Here is a 19,512-nt window from a genome sequence, read left to right as displayed (position 1 = left end):
CCGATCGTGGCGTTGTCTCCCGCTTGGCCCATCAACTGGCGGTGTATCTGCTTGCTTTCGGTGGCTTGCTGCTGGTGGCGGTGCTTCTGGATGATCTGGCAGCTCGGATCCGAGTGCCGGGCATCTTGATGGTGCTTCTACTTGGGCTGTTGATCGACAACAAGCTGGAAGTCTCCTCAGGCACAGCTTCCCTGCTCAGCCTGAGTCACGCCGCGCAGATCACTCAGATAGCTCTGGTGCTGGTGCTGTTCTTTGGGGGGCTGACCACCAACTGGGCTGAGGTCAGGGCTGTGATTCGCCCTGCGGCGAGGCTTGCCACCTTGGGGGTTCTCCTGACCTCAGTGTTGATCGCACTGGTGATCCTTGGTTTCGGGTCCCTTGACCCCGATGGCTCCATGGCAGCTCTGTTGCCCAAGGCCCTGTTCGTGGGCGCCATGGTTGGGAGTACCGACGCTTCGGCCGTGCTGGCACTGCTCCGCCCCCTAGCGGGTCAATTGCCTCAGCCTTTGATGGATCTGATTGAAACCGAATCCGGGTTCAATGACCCGATGGCTGTTGTTCTGGCAGGGGTGGCGCTTGCCCTTGCCGGTGGCGAGGGGGTCGCCGCTGCTGATCTGGTGATCGATGTGGTTCGCCAGTTCCTCCTCGGCATCCTGCTGGGCTTTCTTGGCGGCAGCGTCACCGTGCAGCTGCTGGGCAGTCGCACCAGCCTGAACCACAACACGATGCTTCCGCTGGTGAGCCTGGCTCTCTTGATGGTGCTCAGTGGCGGTGCGGCGTTGATGGGCGGTAGCCCCCTGCTCGCGGCTTATGTGGCCGGTCTGGTGCTCGGCAATGGCCCCAGCCTTGATCAGGCCGTCCTTGAGGAGGCCCATGCCAGTTTCGCCAAGATGGCCGAGCTCATGCTGTTTCTTTGCATGGGCCTTGTGGTGGAACCTCAAAACGTCGTTTTTGCAGCGGGTTGGGGATTGCTCCTCTTCCTCGTGATGCAGCTGGTGCGACTGCTGATCGTTCAGGCCCTGCTCCTGCGGACGCCATTTCGCCCTCCTGAGCGAATGTTCGTCTGTTGGGCAGGCATGCGGGGGGCGGTGCCGATTGCTCTAGCGATTGATGCCTGGGCTTCCGGAGTGCCCTGGGGACGCGAGATGCCACCGCTTGCTCTGGCGGTGGTTCTGTTCGGATTGTTCATTCAGGGGTTCGCGTTAGTGCCCCTCGCCCGTCGCATGAAGATCACGCTTCCCGTTAGCGGTCCCTAGGCCCTTAGCCTTCAGAGCCTCGCCAATGAAGCCCCATGCGCCTCCTGCTGCTCGGTTGCACCGGTCTGGTGGGCCGTGAACTGATCCCCATGCTTCTCCAGCAGGGGCACGAGCTCACGGTCGTCAGCCGTCGTCCGGAGGCGGTCAGAATCGAGCTTGGGGCGCCTGAGGTCACCTGGGTGGGGGTCGATCCCGCCCAGTCATCCAGCTGGGAGAAGGCCGGAGCATTGCATGCAGCGTTGGTGGCAGCTGAAGGCGTTGTGAATCTGGCTGGGGAGCCGATTGCCGAGCAGCGCTGGACTCCCGAGCATCTGAAGCGGCTCTTCGATAGCCGCATCGCCACTACGGAGCATCTGGTGCAGGCGATGGCGGGCCTGGAGCAGCCTCCCTCCGTCTTGGTGAATGCCTCGGCCGTCGGTTTTTACGGCACCAGTGAAACCGCCTCCTTCGTGGAATCCAGTGCAGGTGGAGATGATGTGCTGGGTCGGCTCTGTCAGGCCTGGGAGGCCGCCGCAGCGCAAAAGCCCTTGGCCACAAGACTGGTGATGGTGCGGATCGGCATCGTCTTGGCCGGCGATGGCGGAGCACTGGGCAAGATGCTGCCGGTGTTCCGGGCTGGCTTCGGTGGTCCGATCGGCACCGGCCGTCAGTGGATGAGCTGGATTCATCGCACTGACCTCTGTCGTCTGATTCAGACCGCCCTGGAGACGCCGGCCTGGTCAGGGGTGGTGAATGGCGTCGCTCCTAACCCAGTGAGCATGGGGGAGTTCGCCTTCACGCTCGGTCGCTGTTTGGGGCGTCCCAGCCTGCTGCCAGTTCCTGGACCGGTGCTCCATCTGCTGCTCGGTGATGGGGCTCGTGTGGTGTTGGACGGCCAGCAGGTGCGTTCCGAGCGGCTTGAGCCACTGGGCTTCCGCTTCAGCCACCCTGATCTGATCGAGGCCCTCGCCTCTGCCACCAAGACCAGCCTCCGCTGATGAGGGCTGCGCTGATCAGCAGGCCGATGGCCGGTGTAAACAAGGGCTCCCAGAGTTCCTGAAACAATCGCAGGGGTTGTTCAACCCCCTGACTGCTCGCCAGAACGGCTGCTGCAAACCAGAACGCGCCTGCAAGAACGAGAAACACATTCAGCACCAGCAGCCGGTCCAGCCAGCGCTTCCAGAGCGGTTCCTGCGGATTCGCGTTCATGTCGAAAGGGGCTCTTGGCAGAGGTGGAGCTGATCATCGATCGCCTGGGCGATCCTGGTGCTGCCGCCAATCGTGCCAAGGCGGATGCGGGCTTCGGTTCGGCACTGCTCCTGAAGCTGAGGATCCGAGGCACTGCGCTCCAGTAGCTCTAGAGCGAGCTGCGCTGTCGCGCTCAGGGTCTCAGGGCTGCCGATGGGACCCTTAGCGCAGAAGACGGTGGGGCCAAGCAAGCGCCGCTGGGCCTCGGCAAAGCTGGCCGTGAACTGGGGGCCTTGCCCTGCCAGCTGCAGCACAGGTTTGGCCAGGCCCACCGCCTGCTCTGCGGCGGTTCCAGCCATGCAAAGAAGCAGATTCGAGCTCTGCAAGACGGAACCGAAACAGCCGCGCCGCAGGGTGATCCTGCGGCCTCCTTGCACCAGCTGTCCGCTGACGTTCATCTGCCAGCCCCGTTGGCTCACCAACGCGGCCAATTCAGGGTCGGGAAAGCTGTTGACCAGAGCCAGGTCAAGGGCCAGTTCGCCGCTGCTGATCTGCGGCTCCGGCAGCCTCTCCACCACTTGAAGCAGCAGCATGAGGTTCTGTTCCAGTTCCGGGCGCCGGCTTCCTGGAAGTAGGCCAAGACGCCGCCTGCAGGAGGGAAGCGGTTCCTGGAGCTGCAGGACAGGATCCATGAAGGGGTTGCCAAGGAAGCGCACCGGCCGTCCCAGCTGCCTGCTCAGATCATCGGCGCTGCGTTGGTCCCGGCTGAAGACCAGGCGTGACTGACGGCCTGAGAGGCAGCTGCCGCAGGGCCAGGGCAGGCGCAGCACCCCCTCATAGTGACTGGAGTAGGCCACGAGATAGGTGGCGACCGGCCTTCGGCAGAGCCAGGCCGCCATCACCGGAATCACATCACCCACCACCACCACCAGGTCGTAGCGATGGGCGACCTTCAGGAGCCTCACCAGGCCACCGAGCAGGTGGAGCACCTGACCCTGCACGAGTTCCGTCAGCCTGCCGCGCAGGCTTGTGTAGCCCAGTCCACCTGTACTGAATTCTCGGGTGCGCAGGATCAGTGGCAGTCCTGCCTCTCGGTAGGGGTGGCCGTTCCCCACCAAAGGCAGGGCGTCCACCTGATGGCCGAGTTGCTGGAGGGCAAGGCCAAGCAAGGCGCCCGAGAGATCTTCGCCATGGCCATTGCTCAGCAGCAGCAGGCGCGACACCTCAGAGCTCCAACCAGGCCTTCACCTTGGTGAGGGCGGGCCAGCCGGGCTTGCGGGCCAGGCCATCGGCGATCGAGGCTTTGAGCTCGTCTCCCACCTCCGGAGCCATCGCCAGCACCTGTTGCACCATCTGGATGTGATCGCGCACCCCTTTGGCTTCGGTTTCCAGCATGGCCAGAGAAAGGTTGATCCTGGCTTGAGGGTCTTGGGGGTTGAGTTTCACTGCTGTGCGGGCCGAACGCAGGGCTTCTTCCCCCTGATCACAGAGCAGTTGGAGCCAGGCCAGGCAGGTCCAGCCTGCCGATTGCCTGGGGGCCGCGTTTGTGATCGCGATGAAGTCATCCAGCAGTTCTGAGGCCTCTGCGCCGCTCTGATAACGGCCCATCGCCTGTTCAAACAGGCTTTCCTCGTTGATCGCGTTCACCGTTCAGGTTGTTCCTGCAGTGCTCTCAGATTCCCATGCAGCGGACTCAAACGGCGAAGGAGCTGCCGCAGCCACAGGTCTGCGTGGCATTGGGGTTGGTGAAGTTGAAGCCACCACCGATGAGGGCGGTACTGAAATCCAGCTGCATTCCATAGATGTAGAGCAGGCTCTTGGGATCACAGATCACTTGGAAGCTGGCGCCATCTGGGGAGCTGTAGTCGTAGATCTCATCGCTCTCCTCGATCTCGCTTGCCGGCACAAAATCCATCGTGTAGCTCATGCCGCTGCAGCCACCGGAACGCACCCCGACCCGCAGGACACGATCCTCTCCCTGTTCGCGGCAGAGCTTGGCGAGCTGCTGCATGGCCGTGGCTGTGATCAGGATCCCCTTGCCGTCCTTCCCGGTGTGGGGCGCCGTGCCGTCAGCCGTGCCGTCAGCCGTGTTGGTCGTGGCAGCGTTGAGAGGGGATGCGGTCACGGGCATGGGTTCAGACCTGTCCTTACTGTATGGATCCCCGCTGCGTCCTGCCGATTCATAGAGTCGTTCTGTTGTTGGCGGATGCTGCCGGTGCGGGTCGCGATCGTGGGCGCTGGGTTGGCTGGTCTGGCCGCCGCAGTGGATCTGGTGGATGCCGGGCACGAGGTGAACCTCTATGAGGCGCGGCCATTTTTTGGCGGCAAGGTGGGTAGCTGGGAAGACGACCAGGGCAACCACATCGAGATGGGGTTGCATGTGTTTTTCTTCAACTACGCCAACCTGTTTGCGCTTATGCGCAAGGTTGGAGCGATCGAGAATCTGTTGCCCAAGGATCACACCCACTTGTTCGTGAACTTGGGTGGTGACCTGCGCGAGCTCGACTTTCGCTTTCCGATTGGTGCCCCCTTCAACGGCTTAAAGGCCTTTTTCACCACCCCTCAGCTCAGTTGGATCGATAAGTTGCGCAATGCACTGGCCCTGGGCACCAGTCCGATCGTGAGGGGGCTGGTGGATTACGAGGGGGCCATGCGGACGATCCGGGCCCTGGATTCCGTCAGTTTTCAGGACTGGTTCGTCGGCCACGGTGGCAGCCCCGAGAGCATCCGCAGGATGTGGAATCCGATTGCCTATGCCCTCGGATTTATCGATTGTGAGGCGATCTCTGCGCGCTGCATGCTCACCATCTTCATGATGTTTGCGGCGAAGACGGAAGCCTCGAAGCTCAATCTGCTTAAAGGATCACCCCATCGTTGGCTCACAGGTCCAATCTTGGATTACATCAAGGCCCGTGGGGGGCAACTGCATCTGCGCCACCGGGTGAAGCAGGTGCATTGCAACGCTGCCGATACGCCGGAGGTGAGTGGCCTAACCCTTGGCACCCCTGAAGGAGACATCCATGTGGAAGCCGATGCTTATCTGGCCGCATGCGACGTGCCTGGCATTCAGCGTCTGCTGCCTGAAGACTGGCGTCGGTTCCCGCAATTCGACGCGATCCACCGGCTGGAGGCCGTTCCGGTGGCGACTGTCCAGCTCCGCTACGACGGCTGGGTGACCGAACTCGGGGATCAGCAGGGGCAGGACCAGCGTCGCCGCGATTGCTCGAAGCCCGCTGGACTCGACAACCTGCTCTATACCGCCGATGCAGATTTCAGTTGCTTTGCGGATCTGGCCCTGGCCAGTCCAGAGGACTACCGCAAAGAGGGCCAGGGCTCACTGCTGCAGTGCGTGCTGACGCCTGGCGATCCCTGGATTCCGAAGTCAGTGGATGAGATCGTCGCCCATACCGATGCGCAGGTGCGCGCTCTGTTCCCCTCTGCCAAGGAGCTCACACTCACCTGGAGCAACGTGGTGAAGCTGGCCCAGTCGCTCTACAGGGAGGCACCAGGGATGGATCCCTACCGCCCTGATCAGCGCACACCCGTGAGCAACTTCTTCCTGGCAGGGAGCTACACACGGCAGGATTACATCGACTCGATGGAGGGGGCGACGATGAGCGGACATCTTGCCGCGGCTGCGATTCTCGACAGACCTGCGGCACTGGCCACCAACACGGCAGTGGCTTGAACCATGGGACGTTGGCTCGAACACACCGTCACCACGGAGGTCAAAGCGCCAGTGGACCGCGTCTGGGCGGTGTGGAGTGACCTCGAGGCGATGCCGCGGTGGATGCGCTGGATTGAGTCAGTGAAGACCCTCGAGGATCCTGATCTCACCGACTGGACCCTTGCCGCTCAAGGATTCCGATTTCAGTGGAAGGCCCGGATCACCACCCGCGTGGAAGCACAGCAGCTGCATTGGGAGTCCGTGGGTGGGCTGCCCACCAAGGGGGCCGTCCGCTTCTATCCCGAGGCGGATGATCGGACGGTGGTGAAGCTGAGTGTCACTTATGAGCTGCCTGGAGTCTTGGCACCCCTGATGGAACCGACCATCCTGGGTGGGATTGTCACCCGCGAGTTGCAGGCCAACCTTGACCGTTTCCGTGACCTGGTGGAAAGCGATTACGCCGTTTCGAGCTGAGCTGTTGCTCTGCACCCTGTTGGCGGCCTGTGGCACTCCAGTTGCGCGCACGCAGAGCCCAGCGCCATCTGTTCAGCCTTCCGCTTCTGAGAAGCGGGCTGAGGGTGCCGAGTCGGCAGCACCCACTCTTCAGGCTCCAGGGCTGGTGGCTTTGCCCAGTAGCGCTCAAGTGGAGGCGGCTACGCCGCGCGGCCGTTCTGATCCATTCGCGGCCCTTCCCCTCCCTGCAGCTTCTGCAACGGCTGGAGATGCCCAGGCCAAGCCAGCGACCTCCGGATCTGCACCGATCCTCAGCCTGCAGGGGGTGCTCGCCGTGGGCGGTCAGCTCCAGGCGCTGATCACGACAGATGCAGGCTCCGGTGCCGTCTGCGTCGGAACGCGCGGCCGTTGTTTTGCGGAGTCGGCACCTCTCCTTCCTCCCGACTGGAGCGTGCGGGAGATCGATCTGCGCAGGGGCTGTCTCACCTATGCCGTCGGTGCCAAGCTTCAGCCGCCCGTCTGCATGACCTGAACGCAGCATTGCACCAACCCCTCCAGGTCGTGGGGGTCGGCTTCGCCATCCACCCGGCCCAGCAGTTCGCGGCAACGCATGCTGGTTTGGGGACCAATCGAGATCAGCTTTACCTCCCGCAGGAGTGCCTGCCAATCAGCCCCAAAGCATTCGCTGAGCAGGGATGCGGTATGCGACACGGTCTTCCCGCTGCTGAACGTGATCGCATCCACCTGCTGGTTCTTCAGGGCCTCTGCGGTGACAGCCGGCATGTCTGCGGGGCAGCGTGATTCATAGGCGGCTACTTCCACCACCCTGGCCCCGGCTTCCCCGAAGGCTTCCGCTAACACGGTGCGACCGCCACTCTGGACGCGTGGCAGCAGCAGGCGAAGGCCCCACCCCGACACGGGGAAATGCTCGATCAGGCTGTCTGCCACGAAGTTGGGCGGCACGTAATCCGCGGGAGCGCCAAGCGCTTCCAGGGCCGCTGCAGTTTTGCGGCCAACGGCGGCAATCTTCAGGCTTGCGGGGCGACGGCTGAGGCTGCGGCCCGTCAGTTGCAGGCGCTCCTCCACCGCGTTCACCCCATTGGCACTGGAGACCACCAGCCAATGGAATTCATCCAGTTCCGACAACGCGTCATCCAACGGCCCCCATTCATCGGGCGGGCCGATCACCAAAGCCGGTAGGTCGAGCACCGCCGCACCGAGCTGCTCGAGCTGCTTCCTGGCTTCCCCTTGCTGCTCCTGAGCCCTGGTGACCACGACGGTGCGCCCGAGCAGGGGCTGCGCTGCGTTGCTCATCAGCGTGCCTCCTCCAGTTTCACGAGGCCCTCCACCTGGGCCCGCAGCGCCTGGGCATCCTGTGGGCGTGCCTGTTGATGCAGCAGCTCAATGGCCAGACGGAAGCTGCTCCTGGCCCCATCGATGTCGCCCCCGAGCAGCCGAGCGACCGCCAGGTTTTGGTGGCTTTCCGCATGCTGAGGGTTCAGGGTCAGGGCCCGTTCATAGGCCTGGAGGGCTGCGGCGATGTCGCCCTTGCGGCGTTGCATCAGGCCAAGGTTGTACCAAGCAAGGGCCACCTCCGGTGCCCTCTGGGTGGCAGTGCCAGTGAGCTGCAAGGCCTCTTCGAGAGCCCCCTGCTGAAGCAGCAGGGCCGCCAGGTTCAAGCGAGCGCCCAGGCCCAGTCGGGTGTCGATCGGCAGCTCCAGCGCCTTGCGGTACGTGCGGATGGCCGTGTCTGGATCCGTCTCTGCCTGGGCGATCGCCAGGTGCAACAGCAGTTCGTAGTGCTCGGCAGGTCGTTGTTCTCCCTGCGTTGCTTCCAGGGCCGCGAGTCCCTGCTGCAGCAGGCTGATGCCCCGCTCCCTGTTGCCTTCGGAAACCTCGAGGGCGCCGAGCTTCGCGCAGGCGTAGGGGTCGTCGGGGTGCTCCGCAAGGGTGGCTTCCATGGCCTGGCGCAAGCGTTCGGCTTTGTCACTCCCTTGCAACAGCTCAGGGCGGTAGCCGTCATGCAGCAGGGCCGGCTCACTGCAGTTGACGATGCGCCAATGGGGTTCGCGTTCCAGGATCCCCTGCACGCTGTCGTCAATCATGGAGTGATAGGGCCGGCTCCAAGCAATGTCGGGATGTCGGCGAAACAGTCGGCTCACGCTGGAATAAGGCGCCATGGCCGCCCCCTGCTCGTAGCGGAGCAGGTTGACCACGAGCACATCCGGCTGGGCCATCAATGCCTTGAGAGGGGGGATGGCTTCCGGGCGCAGTTGCTCATCGGCATCCAGCACCAGCACCCAGTCGCCCTTCACATGCTCGAGGGCTGCGTTGCGGGCTGGGGCGAAGTCGCCTGGCCAGTCGATGCGCTCCACCCGCGCACCCGCTTGTTCGGCCAGCGCAATGGTGTTGTCGGTGGAGCCCGTGTCTACCACCACCATCTCGTCCACCAGGTCCTTGACGGATCCCAGGCAGGCCTCCAGACGCTGCGCTTCATCGCGCACGATCATCGAAAGACTGAGCATCGGATCGGGGCCGGAACTGGTGGGAGGTTACGGCTGCTGCTCAGTCCGTGAAGCCCTCGACGGCCATGGCGCTCGGTTCCGATGATCCCAGCAGCAGCGAAAGTGCTGCCTGCTGAGCCTCAGCCATCTGTCCTGGGGCATAGACCGCTGGGATCTGCGGCTCGAGCTCCCTGCGCAGATTGGCCCAGGTGTATGGGCATCCATACACCACAAGACCCGCCAGTCGCTGCTGTTTCTGGAGTTGCCGCAGGGCTGCGCTCCAGGGTTCGGCTCGATCCCGCTCGCCCCGGAAGGGGTTGCCCCGCAGGAACAGTTGCAGCAGCACATTCCCATCGCCGAGGCGCTCAAGAGCGAGGGGGTTCTCGTCCGCTCCTGGTTGCCATGGCGAGATGCCTTGGGGGTGGCAGATCAGGCTTCGATAGCCAGCTGCCTCCGCTAGCGCCAGCGACGGTGCATCGGCTCGCAGCAGTGGCGATGGCAGCACAGTGTCGACTCGCAGCAGGTTGATCCCTTCAGCGTTGAGAGGTGGCAAGGGCAGTGGTCCCTGGGTGTCGAGGCTGAGTTGAATCAGCTCCAAAGCCAGGCTCCTCTCCCCATCGAGTTCAAGGGGCTCGTCTTGAAACCCCTCGCCCGTCGCTCCGGAGGCGGCAGCTGCCGCGACCTTCTGGAGCGCCTGCTGCCGGCGGGCGAGAGCCGTCTCTAGGTGCTCCCGGGGGATGACGCCGCTCTGGAGAGCAGCCACGATCGCCTCGATGGCGGCATCGGCATCCGCCGGCATCAGGATCAGATCCGCCCCAGCGGCGAAGGCCAGCCGCGCTGCCTCGCCGGCACCCCAGCGCTTGCTGATCGCCTCCATCACCAGTGCGTCGGTCACGACAAGCCCCTGGAAGCCCAGATCGTCTCGCAACAGATTGGTGAGTACTGCCCGGGAGAGGGTGGCTGGAAGCTCGGGATCGAGGGCCGGGATCAGGAGGTGGGCCGTCATCACGCTGTCGACTCCAGTTTGGATCAGCTGCGCAAAAGGGGGCAGTTCCACGCGCTCCAGGCGAGCTTTGTCGTGGCGCAGCACCGGCAGCTGCAGGTGGGAGTCCACGCCGGTGTCCCCGTGGCCAGGGAAATGTTTGGCGCAGCCGAGCACTCCTGTGCTGGCCAGTCCCCGCTGGAAGGCACAGGCGAGGGCCTTCACACAGTCTGGAGCGTCGCCCCAGGCCCGAACGTTGATGACCGGATTTCCCGGATTGTTATTCACATCAGCAACCGGAGCGAGCACCCAGTTCAGTCCGCAGCGTCTGGCCTGACGTCCGGTGCAGCGTCCGTAGTGCTCAGTCAGCGCAATCGCTCGTTCGGGATCCCGGGCATGCAGTCGGCCGAGGGCCATGGGAGGCACCAGCCAGGTGCCCCCCTCGAAGCGTTGGCCGACCCCTTCCTCCACATCGGCACACAGAAGCAACGGCTCTCGCGCCCAGCTCTGCAGGGTCTGGCAGCGCTGCTGCAGTTCGGTGCTGCTGCCGCCGAGCAGAATGACACCACCAATCCCCTCACCGATCAGACGACGCAGCTCCTGATTCGGGAGTTCCCAGCGGGGGTAGCGGCGTTGTCGGTCTTCAGCATGGCCGCTGCCGCGCACCACCAGCAGCGAGGCCACCTGTCGTCGCAGTTCGGCCTCGGGGCTCATGGCCGCTCATCATCCGCGTCGGAGCCTTCGGGGATGTCTCCCCGCTCTTGACGCTCCTCCTCCAGGCGGTTGAGCAGGCTCAACACGGAGGTGCCCTTCTCAATCCCGCGATCCTGCTGGAACACCACCTCAGGTGCTCGACGCATCTGCAACCGACGCCCGAGTTCACCACGCAGGAAGCCGCTGGCAGCCTGCAGTCCTGCGAGCACTTCTTGTTTCTGGCTGTCATCGCCATAGATGCTCACGAAGATCTTGCAGTGCTGCAGGTCTCCGCTGACCTCCACTTCGGTGATGCTCACCATGCCCTGATGCACCCGCTCATCGCGGATGCCGTTGATCAGTAATTCGCTTGTTTCGCGTCGGATCAAGGCCGCAACTCGTTCGACACGCCGTCCCGGTGCCATCGCCTTCTTCAGATCAGGGGGGATGGCGTCACCATGGCACGGAGCACCAATCCCACACTGATGAGGCCGCTCACCAGGGCGCCAATCAGCGCCACAGCGGTCACAGGATTGCTGCGCCGCTGGGCCAAGGGCTCCGCAACCGAGTTGAGAACCCCCAGGCTGAAGGCGATCAGATAGCGGGGATACCGCGTCACATTGATGAAGAAGTCCTTCATGGCCGGGAGCTACAGCTGAAGCGGCTCCCCATCATCGCCGAGACCCTGAAGCTCAGGAGCGTTTGAGGTAACGCTTGCGTCCATCGGCAGTCAGCACATAACGACCGCCATGCGGCCCTGTGAACACTTCCATCTGGAGAGGAGATGGAGTTTCCGTACTGATGCTGCGCATGAAATCGATCATGCGTTCCAACAGTGTGGTGTGGGCCATGGAGCAGGTTTCTCTCTTTAAGGTATGGATCTGTCAAGACGATTTGCGCTCAGTTCGTCACTGTTTTGTCAGCCTGTGGTGCGCTTGGGTTGCACACAGTCCACTCCTCAATCCTCCCGATCTCAGCACTGATCCTGGATGGCTAGCCTGGAAGCCGCAGGCGGGTGTTGACCGTGCTGGAGCTGCATCAATTTCGTCATTCCGCCTTTTGTCTGAAGGTGCGGATGGTGCTTCAGGCCAAGGGGCTCAGCTATCGCGAGGTGGAGGTGACGCCGGGCTTGGGTCAGGTCGACGTCTTTCGCCGCTCTGGTCAGCGACAGGTGCCAATGCTGGTCGACGACGAGACGGTGATTGCCGATTCCAGTTCCATTGCCGCCTATCTCGAAACCCTTGCCCCAGAGCCGCCTCTCTGGCCCGAAGACCCGCGGGCTGCAGCGCAGGTTCATCTGATTGAAGACTGGGCTGATACCACCCTGGCCCACGCCGCCAGGGTGGCCTTGGCTCAGGCCGCCACCATTGATTCGGAGCTTCGGGTTGCCCTGCTGCCCGATGACCTCCCGGAGCCCCTGCGCCGCACCGTTGCAGGGATTCCCACCGGACTCCTGCAGGGGGTGGGGGAGATCGTGGCTCAGGGGGAGCGTGCATCTTTGCTGACCAGCCTGACCCAGTTGGCCCAGGCGCTGGAGCAGGCTCCTTGGATCGTGGGCGACCGCTTGTCGATTGCTGATCTTGCTGTTGCCGCTCAGCTCTCACTGTTGCGGTTTCCTTCCTCCTCGGGAGCCGCCTTGGCAGGTCGCGGTGTGGCTGGGCTCAGTGACCACCCCCGCCTCCAAGGTTTGTTCCGTTGGAGGGATCAGTTGGAGGCCCAGCTGATGCAGAGCGATCCTGCAGTCGTGTGAGTTCGAGCCGGTAGCGATGGACTGATTCAGGGCTGCGATTCAGCCCTGTGTCGGGCCCGCTGTAGCGGGCCTGCCATTGATCGGCGCAGATGCGTTCGCGGGACGCTGGGGCGCATGGTTGATAACGGCTCAAGGTTTCAACCCTGCTGATCCTTGGAGCCTCAGGACCGTGGAGGATCTGTAGGACCAGTTCGTCACTGAGGAACTCGCTGACGACATCGCTGCGGTTCGGATCACTCTGTCGTCGTCCGATCACGGTGGTTTCCAGCAGGCGATCGCCGCGCAGCCTCGCGAGTTGACGGTTGGGTTCGCGCTCTGGTTGCTCGACTGTCAGCAGAGTCGATCCGAGAACTGCCTGGCCAACGGCAATGGCATTGAAGGCTCTGTCGCCGACCACAGCACCCCCCCGGCGGATGAAGCGAGCCTTGTGTTCCAGGGGCGAGGCGTCATCGTCCGGACTGTCCAAGTCCATGCTGCTGACCATCCATTCGCCTTCAAACCAGCTGGGGTAGACGAGATCACTGTGGCGGCCAGGACGGGGGAGGGGGGCTGGCAGCTGCCATTCCGGCCAGAGCTGAAGGCGCTGGTCCAGCGTGGGATCGTCCGCAGACCAGGCTTGTCCGGCCCCGCTCAGCAGAAGCAGTCCGATGATCAGTGGCAGCAGTCCTTGCACCTTGTCTGACCCCCTGATTCGTGCCTGTGATCACTACGTGGTGCTGGAGCCTGGTCGCCCGGAGCAACTGCTCAGCGCTGCCGACACCCTGACATGGCTGGAAGCGCACTTGCGGGCGCTGGATGCGCTTCCTTCCGACCTGCAGGCTGCCGGTTCCGTTGCGGCGGCCGCCATCCGGCTGCTCGACACCGCCTGTGATCTGGAGGTGGCTCCCGGGGTCACACTCCAGTGGTTTGCGGTGCGCCTGGAGCCCCCTGGACGGGACTGAGCACCCCTGGGATGGCCTCCAGTGCCATGGCGGCGACGGCGTCTGGTGATTGCGACTGGATCCGTAGATGCAGATCAGCCTCGGCGTAGAGCGGGCGTCGGGCTGCGAGCAGCGCATCGAGGCTCGCTTCGGGATCCCCGTTCTGCAGGAGTGGACGCTCTCCAGGATCCCGCTGCAGACGCTCCAGTAGCTGCTCCCGGTCGGGGTCGAGCCAGATCACCAGCCCCTGATGCAGGACCCCCCAGTTCTCTGGTCGCGTCACGACGCCACCGCCTGTGGCCACCACCAGGGAGTGTCGTTGTCCGATCGCCTGCAGCACCTGGGCTTCGAGGGCGCGGAAACCTTCCTCGCCCTCTTCTTTGAACAGACGTGGAATCGATCGGCCAGCCAACTGCTCAATCACTGCATCGGCATCCACAAATCCGTATCCCAGGGCCTGGGCCAGGGGCCTGCCGCTGCTCGTCTTGCCGCTGCCCATCATCCCCACCAGGTAGAGGTTGCGGCCCCCGAGCCTTGTCTTCAGAGGGTGAACAGCTGTGGGGGAAGGCTCGGTCATGGCGAGGGAACCGCGGGGTCGGACGGTGGAAGACAGGAACTCCCTAGGATGCCTCCTGGTCTGGGCATGCCATGGCTGACATTTCCGCAATGGCCCTTGCTCCCCATGGTCAGGGTCGACGCTGTGTGATTACACGGCGGGCCTGCTTCAGTTCGTCGCATCGTTACTGGCTCCCAGAGCTCAGTTCCGATGACAACAATGCCCGATTCGGTGCTTGCGCTCTGGCGCCTGGCCATGGGCATAACTACGAACTCATCGTCTCGATGGCGGGTCCCCTTGATGCGGACGGCATGGTGCTCAACCTCTCGGAGGTCAAGCACGCGATCCGTGAAGAGGTGACCGGATCTCTGGACTTTCGCTGTCTGAACGACGCTTGGGATGAGTTCGACGTCTCCAAGCCCGAGGGCTGTCTTCCCACCACGGAAGCACTCGTCCGCGTGATCTGGACGCGTCTTGTTCCCCACCTTCCTCTGGTCGCTTTGCGGCTTTACGAATCACCAGGCCTCTGGGCCGACTATCTCGGACACGGCATGGACGCTTTCCTCACGCTTCGCACCCACTTTGCGGCTGCCCACCGCCTGGCCCGCCCTGAGCTCTCCCAGGAGGAGAACGAGCGGATCTACGGGAAGTGTGCAAGGCCCCACGGCCATGGCCACAACTATTTGGTCGATGTGACCGTGCGAGGCACGATCGATCCACGGACCGGGATGGTCTGTGACTTAGCGGCGCTTCAGAGCCTTCTGGATGATCTCGTGGTCGAGCCTTTCGATCACACCTTCCTCAATAAGGACGTGCCCCATTTCGCTAGCTGTGTTCCAACGGCGGAGAACATTGCGCTTCATATTGCCGATCGTCTGGCCACTCCCATCCGGGCCATCGGAGTGGTGCTGCACAAGGTGCGCCTGCAGGAAAGTCCGAACAACGCAGCTGAGGTTTACGCGGAGACGCCTCAGCTGAATGCGAGTCCAACCGCCCTTGAGGCGGTGTTGGCCTCCTGAAGCTCACCGAAGCACCGACGCTTCGGCTGGTGCTCGCCATCAGCCTGGACGGCCGCCTCGCCCCTGCTGCTGGCGGAGCTGCTCAGCTCGGTGGAACAGGGGATCGTCGCGCTTTGGAGGAGGCCCTGGCCTGGGCTGATGGCGCCCTGATTGGCGCAGGCACGCTGCGGGCCCATCGCACGACCTGCTTGATTCGCGACGGGGAGCGTCAGGCGCAACGGGTTCAGGACGGCAGGCCTCCGCAGCCGGTGGCCCTGGTGGTGTCTCGTCAGCAGAGCTTTCCACGTGAATGGCCGTTCTTCAGACAGCCCCTGCAACGTTGGTTGCTTACCCCACCTGTGGCCACTCCAGTGCCCTCAGGGTTCGATCAGCGGCTGACGCTCGGTCAGTCCTGGCAGGAGACACTCCGCTCCCTAGCCAAAGCGGGGCTCCAGCGCGTCCTGCTGCTCGGTGGTGCTCAGCTTTGTGGATCTCTGCTGGCCGAGGATGTTGTGGATGAGTTGCAACTCACGCTGACTCCGAAGCTGCTAGGGGGTTCTCACCACTGGCTGCCGACCGGTCCCAAGGGGCTGCCTGACCTGCTCGCGGAACCAGGCGCTTGGGGCCTCGAACGTTGCGATCGTCTCGAGGCCGATGAAGTGCTGTTGCATTACTGCCGCCAGCGCTGAAGAAGATCCTGAAGGGGGAGGTCACGAAGGTTGCTCTCTTGGAGGCCCAGCAGGGAGGCCAGACAGCGCTTGATCACCACTTCGGCATCGTCGCCGACTCTGCCGGTCAACAGTTCACTGATCACCCCCAGCTCTCGGCCCGTGCGACTGGTTTCACGGATCAGGCAGGCGCTCACGGGCTTAGCGAGCGAGCGGCAGGGCTGTTCCGCCAGCTTGCTCAGCTCTGATTCCAGAGGTGTTCCCCCTTGCCTGCCGATCAGTTGCCGGCATTGATCGGTCAAACGCGATTCAATCCGGGGCTGCATCATCTGCAGCACGGGGGCCAGCCAGCCGGCTGAGGCTGCTGGGCTAGCCAGCGCCAGGCAGGCGATGCTCAGCAGCGCTGTTGGCATCTGGCGCTGGAGAAGGGATGAACCGAGCAAGGCGCATCACGGGCGGGATTGAATTCTGATCCCTGCCCGTCGCCATGGTTAGGGTCACTGCGACTTCGCCCTTTGGCGGTGATGGCATCCCTCTCCGCCCGGTGGCACCGCTCCCTTCGCGAGATTCCAGAGGCCGCCTGGGAGCAACTGGTCGGCTCGCAGGCCAGTCCCTTCTATCGCTGGTCGTGGCTCACGGCCCTGGAGGAGTCCGGGAGCATCGTGCCGGAGCAGGGATGGCAGCCCCTGCATCTCTCCCTCTGGCGTGGCGCAGACAGGCTGGTGGCTGTCGCGCCTCTCTATCTCAAGGGGCACAGCTATGGCGAGTTCGTCTTCGATCAGGCTTTCGCAAGGCTCGCCGCTGATTTGGGGCTTCGCTACTACCCCAAACTTCTGGGCATGAGTCCGGTCAGCCCTGTCGAGGGTTATCGCTTCCATATCGATTCTGCGGAGGATCCTGCGGTCTTGACCGCGCTGATGTTCGAGCTGATCGATGATTTTGCGCGACGAAACGGCATCCTCAGCTGCAATTTTCTCTATGTCGATCCCGCTTGGCGGCCCCTCGCCGAGGCGGCGGGCTGTGCGACTTGGCTGAATCAGCAGAGTCTCTGGTCAGCCGAGGGTCAGCGGGATTTCAACGATTACTTGAGGGGCTTCAATGCCAACCAGCGCCGCAATATCAAACGGGAACGCAAGGCCGTTCGCGAGGCGGGTCTTGAGGTGACCGCCCTCAGGGGTGAGACGCTGACCCCTGGGTTGTTGACACGCATGCATCGCTTCTACGAGCAGCATTGCGCTCGCTGGGGGATGTGGGGAAGCAAATATCTGGAGGCCTCCTTTTTTGATGCCCTTGCGGGCGAAGCCCTGCGCCCGCATGTGGTGCTGTTCAGTGCCCATCGGGGCGACCCCCAGGAGCCCGTGGCCATGTCGCTGTGTATTCAGGATCAGCAGCAGCTATGGGGCCGTTACTGGGGCAGTGACGAGGAGATCGACTGCCTGCATTTCGAGGTCTGCTACTACGCACCAATCGCCTGGGCTCTGGAGCAGGGGCTGCAGCACTTTGATCCCGGTGCCGGGGGCAGCCACAAACGCCGCCGCGGATTCGTCGCCAGGCCTCAGCACAGCCTTCACCGCTGGTACGACGAGGGCATGGATCGCTTGATCAGGACCTGGCTGCCCAAGGCCAATGGCCTCATGCTCGAGGAGATTGATGCGGTGAATGCTGAACTGCCCTTCCGGGCAGAAGCTCCTCAGTTGAGAGCGTCCGCGGCTGATTTGTAGGGTGTCGGGATGGCAAGCAGCAGCTCTTCGGCGTCGTCCCACCCCTCAGCATCCGAGCCGGTGGCTCCTCCTCGAGATCCGGTTGAGGGCCGGGCACTCGATGATCGATTGTCCCAGCGTTTCATTGCCCTCGATCCGGCCGGGTATTTCTTGATCCGGGTGGATGCTGCCTCTGCAGAGCTGGTGGCTGAGCACTACCGAAATGATGTGGATGACCGAGGGCGTGCGACGGATCCCGACACCGGTGAGGTGCTGGGTTGTCGGGGCGGTGGACCCCGCTCCCCTGATCGCGTGTACCGCGGCAAGACGGCAAAACAGCTGGGAATCGAGCTCAGCGAGGGGGGTGAGCCCCTTCCTATCAGCCGGCTCGACCACGCCCTGTATTTAGGGCGTGAACTCCAGAAGGCCGAACAGTGCCTCCTGGAGGGGCGCCCCTACGTGCAGGACTGAGAGCGTCTCGATCAGGCCGGTTGAAGTTCGCGCGGATTGCTGGGTTCCTCGGGGGGCAGTGATTCGAGCTGTTCTCGAATCTCCCGCTGCACGATGGAGCGATATTCCAGGAAATGTTCGTTGTGCGCGAGCACCACGAGGAACTGCTCCAGCAGGGCCGGGTTCTGGCGGGCCATGCCGAGCATGTAGCGCCAGAAACGGGTCCGGGTGCTTCGCTTGATTCCCTGGCGCCAGATCACGATCGACAGCGCTCGGAGATCCGTCCAGGTGGGCAGCTTGGCAGCAGCCTTCCAACGGGGTGCCCCCATCTTGAGGTAGTAGGTATAGACCCGATCCATGTAGGCATTGGGTTCGTAGAGAGCGCAGAAGGCCTCCACGTATTCGTTCGCAATGTCCCGGATCGGGCGGGTTGGTTTGAAGTTCAGAAGATTCGTCTGGTTCACCCCCTTGGCGGCGGCTTTCTCCTGAATGAGGCGTCCTTCCTTCTCCAGGCGATACCAGAGCGCCGTGTTGGGGAGAGCTTGCAACATGCCCATCATTGCGGCCGGGATGCCAGTGCGGGTCACAAAGTCGACGATCCTGCGACCGGCTCCATCTTTTTCGCCATCGAAACCGATGATGAAGCCCGCCATCACCCGGATGCCGTTGGCGGTGATCCTGTCGACAGCGGCATCGAGAGGGTTGCGCGTGTTCTGCACCTTCCGGGCTGTTTCCAGGCTCGCCTCGTCAGGCGTTTCGATCCCGAGAAAAACGCTCTCAAAACGGGCGTCGTGCATCATCTGCATCATCTCCTCGTCGTCGGCGAGATCGACGGAGGCCTCGGTGGCGAAACTGAACGGATAGCCCCGCTCCTCCTGCCAGCGCCTGATTTCAGGGAGCAACAGCTTGGCGTTCCGTTTGTTGCCGATGAAGTTGTCGTCCACCAGAAAGATGGAGCGTCTCCAGCCCAGGTCGTAGAGCCGCTGTAGCTCGGCGATCAGCTGTTCGGGGGTTTTGGTGCGGGGCTTGCGGCCGTACAGCACGATGATGTCGCAGAACTCGCAGTTGAACGGACAGCCACGGGAGAACTGCACGCTCATGGAGTCGTAGGCATCCAATTCCAGAAGGTCGAATCGGGGAATCGGAGTCGAGGTCACATCCGGTTTGTCACCCTCCGCGCTGAACCGACCGCTCCGATCACCGCGTTGAATCGCTTCCACGAACATCGGCAGGGTGATCTCACCCTCGTCCAGCACCTTGAAATCCGCTTCGGCGATCTCCGGTGCATCAGGGGTGGAGCTGGCGTAGGGGCCACCAACGGCAACCAGGAGGCCTCTCCGTTTCGCTTCGGCGATCTGTCGCTGCATGTCGTCCTTCTGGACGATCATTCCCGAAATCACCACCAATTCCGCCCAGTTCCATTCCGCTTCGGTGAGCTCCCGCACATTGCGGTCAACCAACTTCATCTCCCAGTCCTGAGGAAGCAGGGCTGCAACGGTCGCCAGTCCTAGGGGTGGAAGCAGAACCTTGCGGTTGACGAGCTCGAGGATTTTTTCGTAGCTCCAGAAGGTCTTGGGGAACTGGGGATAGATGAAGAGGGTGCGCATGGATCTTGCTGGCGGACGCTGGCTTGACGGTGCTTGGGCTTGTGGCGCTGAGCTGGGGCTTGCCGCTGACCCTTGGCGCGGATTGCGTCAACCTTAGGGGGTGTGGCCACGAAGGCGTCCCTGTTTCTGGTCTAATAGTTG

At 63.1% G+C, this 19,512-nt stretch carries 25 protein-coding genes; 11 read left to right on the top strand and 14 right to left on the bottom strand.

Translation table 11 applies throughout. The features are described 5' to 3' along the window. Positions 1-23: 23 nt before the first annotated feature. A complete protein-coding gene (locus H0O21_RS02070) occupies positions 24-1,256 on the top strand; it encodes a cation:proton antiporter (protein WP_185190214.1) in 1,233 nt (410 codons plus the stop codon). Positions 1,257-1,291: 35 nt separating this feature from the next. Beyond that, positions 1,292-2,233, top strand: a complete 942-nt coding sequence (locus tag H0O21_RS02065; protein WP_185190213.1) for a TIGR01777 family oxidoreductase — start codon at positions 1,292-1,294, stop codon at positions 2,231-2,233. On the opposite strand, the gene H0O21_RS02060 is transcribed toward H0O21_RS02065, so the two are convergent. The 4 genes from H0O21_RS02060 to H0O21_RS02045 all read right to left on the bottom strand — a co-directional run bounded on the left by H0O21_RS02060 (position 2,175) and on the right by H0O21_RS02045 (position 4,554). Further along, complete coding sequence (locus H0O21_RS02060) at positions 2,175-2,444, bottom strand: hypothetical protein (RefSeq protein ID WP_185190212.1); 270 nt, start codon at positions 2,442-2,444, stop codon at positions 2,175-2,177. The two genes, H0O21_RS02065 and H0O21_RS02060, sit on opposite strands and share 59 nt — an antisense overlap. Further along, complete coding sequence (locus H0O21_RS02055) at positions 2,441-3,646, bottom strand: lipid-A-disaccharide synthase-related protein (protein WP_185190211.1); 1,206 nt, start codon at positions 3,644-3,646, stop codon at positions 2,441-2,443. The genes H0O21_RS02060 and H0O21_RS02055 overlap by 4 nt, the downstream gene beginning before the upstream one ends. Before the next feature lies 1 nt (position 3,647). Next, positions 3,648-4,031, bottom strand: a complete 384-nt coding sequence (locus H0O21_RS02050; protein WP_131455195.1) for a hypothetical protein — start codon at positions 4,029-4,031, stop codon at positions 3,648-3,650. Between the two features lie 85 nt (positions 4,032-4,116). After that, positions 4,117-4,554, bottom strand: a complete 438-nt coding sequence (locus H0O21_RS02045; RefSeq protein WP_185190210.1) for an iron-sulfur cluster assembly accessory protein — start codon at positions 4,552-4,554, stop codon at positions 4,117-4,119. 84 nt (positions 4,555-4,638) lie between these two features. Between H0O21_RS02045 and zds the strand changes: the two genes are divergently transcribed. Genes zds through H0O21_RS02030 form a run of 3 tightly spaced genes read left to right on the top strand, consistent with a single transcriptional unit; the run spans position 4,639 to position 7,075 of the window. After that, positions 4,639-6,111, top strand: a complete 1,473-nt coding sequence (gene zds, locus H0O21_RS02040) for a 9,9'-di-cis-zeta-carotene desaturase (protein WP_185190819.1) — start codon at positions 4,639-4,641, stop codon at positions 6,109-6,111. Positions 6,112-6,114: 3 nt separating this feature from the next. Then, positions 6,115-6,564, top strand: coding sequence for an SRPBCC family protein (locus H0O21_RS02035; RefSeq protein ID WP_131454856.1), 450 nt, complete (start codon positions 6,115-6,117; stop codon positions 6,562-6,564). Next, positions 6,515-7,075: a hypothetical protein gene (locus H0O21_RS02030; protein WP_185190209.1), complete on the top strand. Its 561-nt coding sequence runs from the start codon at positions 6,515-6,517 to the stop codon at positions 7,073-7,075. The genes H0O21_RS02035 and H0O21_RS02030 overlap by 50 nt, the downstream gene beginning before the upstream one ends. On the opposite strand, the gene H0O21_RS02025 is transcribed toward H0O21_RS02030, so the two are convergent. The 6 genes from H0O21_RS02025 to H0O21_RS02000 are packed head-to-tail and all read right to left on the bottom strand — an operon-like array spanning position 7,051 to position 11,573. After that, on the bottom strand, positions 7,051-7,857 hold the full coding sequence (locus H0O21_RS02025; protein ID WP_185190208.1) for a uroporphyrinogen-III synthase: 807 nt from the start codon (positions 7,855-7,857) through the stop codon (positions 7,051-7,053). The genes H0O21_RS02030 and H0O21_RS02025 overlap by 25 nt on opposite strands. Continuing rightward, a complete protein-coding gene (locus tag H0O21_RS02020; protein WP_185190207.1) occupies positions 7,857-9,068 on the bottom strand; it encodes a glycosyltransferase in 1,212 nt (403 codons plus the stop codon). The genes H0O21_RS02025 and H0O21_RS02020 overlap by 1 nt, the downstream gene beginning before the upstream one ends. Positions 9,069-9,108: 40 nt before the next feature. Then, positions 9,109-10,743: a glycoside hydrolase family 3 N-terminal domain-containing protein gene (locus H0O21_RS02015; RefSeq protein WP_185190206.1), complete on the bottom strand. Its 1,635-nt coding sequence runs from the start codon at positions 10,741-10,743 to the stop codon at positions 9,109-9,111. Continuing rightward, complete coding sequence (gene rbfA, locus H0O21_RS02010; RefSeq protein WP_131454851.1) at positions 10,740-11,147, bottom strand: 30S ribosome-binding factor RbfA; 408 nt, start codon at positions 11,145-11,147, stop codon at positions 10,740-10,742. The genes H0O21_RS02015 and rbfA overlap by 4 nt, the downstream gene beginning before the upstream one ends. Positions 11,148-11,155: 8 nt before the next feature. Beyond that, the gene (locus tag H0O21_RS02005; RefSeq protein ID WP_131454850.1) at positions 11,156-11,362 is read right to left on the bottom strand and encodes a DUF751 family protein; all 207 of its coding nucleotides are present in this window, start codon (positions 11,360-11,362) and stop codon (positions 11,156-11,158) included. Positions 11,363-11,414: 52 nt separating this feature from the next. Further along, positions 11,415-11,573, bottom strand: coding sequence for a hypothetical protein (locus H0O21_RS02000; protein ID WP_161971404.1), 159 nt, complete (start codon positions 11,571-11,573; stop codon positions 11,415-11,417). 173 nt (positions 11,574-11,746) lie between these two features. Here H0O21_RS02000 and H0O21_RS01995 point away from each other — a divergent pair, with 173 nt between their 5' ends. Then, entirely contained in the window at positions 11,747-12,472 is a 726-nt protein-coding gene (locus H0O21_RS01995) for a glutathione S-transferase family protein (protein ID WP_185190818.1), read from the top strand. Here H0O21_RS01995 and H0O21_RS01990 read toward each other — a convergent pair. Next, complete coding sequence (locus H0O21_RS01990) at positions 12,384-13,145, bottom strand: DUF6816 family protein (RefSeq protein WP_185190205.1); 762 nt, start codon at positions 13,143-13,145, stop codon at positions 12,384-12,386. The genes H0O21_RS01995 and H0O21_RS01990 overlap by 89 nt on opposite strands. Before the next feature lies 1 nt (position 13,146). On the opposite strand from H0O21_RS01990, the gene H0O21_RS01985 reads away from it, so the two are divergent. Continuing rightward, the gene (locus H0O21_RS01985) at positions 13,147-13,413 is read left to right on the top strand and encodes a chlororespiratory reduction protein 7 (RefSeq protein ID WP_131454848.1); all 267 of its coding nucleotides are present in this window, start codon (positions 13,147-13,149) and stop codon (positions 13,411-13,413) included. Here the strand turns inward: H0O21_RS01985 and H0O21_RS01980 are convergent. Then, the gene (locus H0O21_RS01980) at positions 13,364-13,969 is read right to left on the bottom strand and encodes a shikimate kinase (protein WP_131454847.1); all 606 of its coding nucleotides are present in this window, start codon (positions 13,967-13,969) and stop codon (positions 13,364-13,366) included. The two genes, H0O21_RS01985 and H0O21_RS01980, sit on opposite strands and share 50 nt — an antisense overlap. Positions 13,970-14,040: 71 nt before the next feature. On the opposite strand from H0O21_RS01980, the gene H0O21_RS01975 reads away from it, so the two are divergent. Then, on the top strand, positions 14,041-14,967 hold the full coding sequence (locus H0O21_RS01975; protein WP_185190204.1) for a 6-carboxytetrahydropterin synthase: 927 nt from the start codon (positions 14,041-14,043) through the stop codon (positions 14,965-14,967). Further along, the gene (locus H0O21_RS01970) at positions 14,964-15,635 is read left to right on the top strand and encodes a dihydrofolate reductase family protein (protein ID WP_255441178.1); all 672 of its coding nucleotides are present in this window, start codon (positions 14,964-14,966) and stop codon (positions 15,633-15,635) included. Before H0O21_RS01975 ends, H0O21_RS01970 begins: the two co-directional genes overlap by 4 nt. On the opposite strand, the gene H0O21_RS01965 is transcribed toward H0O21_RS01970, so the two are convergent. After that, the gene (locus H0O21_RS01965; protein WP_255441084.1) at positions 15,617-16,057 is read right to left on the bottom strand and encodes a hypothetical protein; all 441 of its coding nucleotides are present in this window, start codon (positions 16,055-16,057) and stop codon (positions 15,617-15,619) included. The two genes, H0O21_RS01970 and H0O21_RS01965, sit on opposite strands and share 19 nt — an antisense overlap. Before the next feature lie 81 nt (positions 16,058-16,138). Here H0O21_RS01965 and H0O21_RS01960 point away from each other — a divergent pair, with 81 nt between their 5' ends. Further along, a complete protein-coding gene (locus H0O21_RS01960) occupies positions 16,139-17,335 on the top strand; it encodes a GNAT family N-acetyltransferase (protein ID WP_185190202.1) in 1,197 nt (398 codons plus the stop codon). A 60-nt stretch (positions 17,336-17,395) separates the two neighbouring features. Further along, a complete protein-coding gene (locus tag H0O21_RS01955; RefSeq protein WP_255441083.1) occupies positions 17,396-17,785 on the top strand; it encodes a DUF4346 domain-containing protein in 390 nt (129 codons plus the stop codon). 11 nt (positions 17,786-17,796) lie between these two features. On the opposite strand, the gene H0O21_RS01950 is transcribed toward H0O21_RS01955, so the two are convergent. Next, positions 17,797-19,371: a B12-binding domain-containing radical SAM protein gene (locus H0O21_RS01950; protein WP_185190200.1), complete on the bottom strand. Its 1,575-nt coding sequence runs from the start codon at positions 19,369-19,371 to the stop codon at positions 17,797-17,799. Positions 19,372-19,512 lie beyond the last annotated feature (141 nt).

This window comes from Synechococcus sp. HK01-R (genome assembly GCF_014217855.1).
Taxonomy (GTDB): Bacteria; Cyanobacteriota; Cyanobacteriia; order PCC-6307; family Cyanobiaceae; genus Synechococcus_C.
The sequence above is the reverse complement of the archived record's forward strand: the minus strand, read 5'-3'. Positions and strand labels throughout refer to the sequence as shown.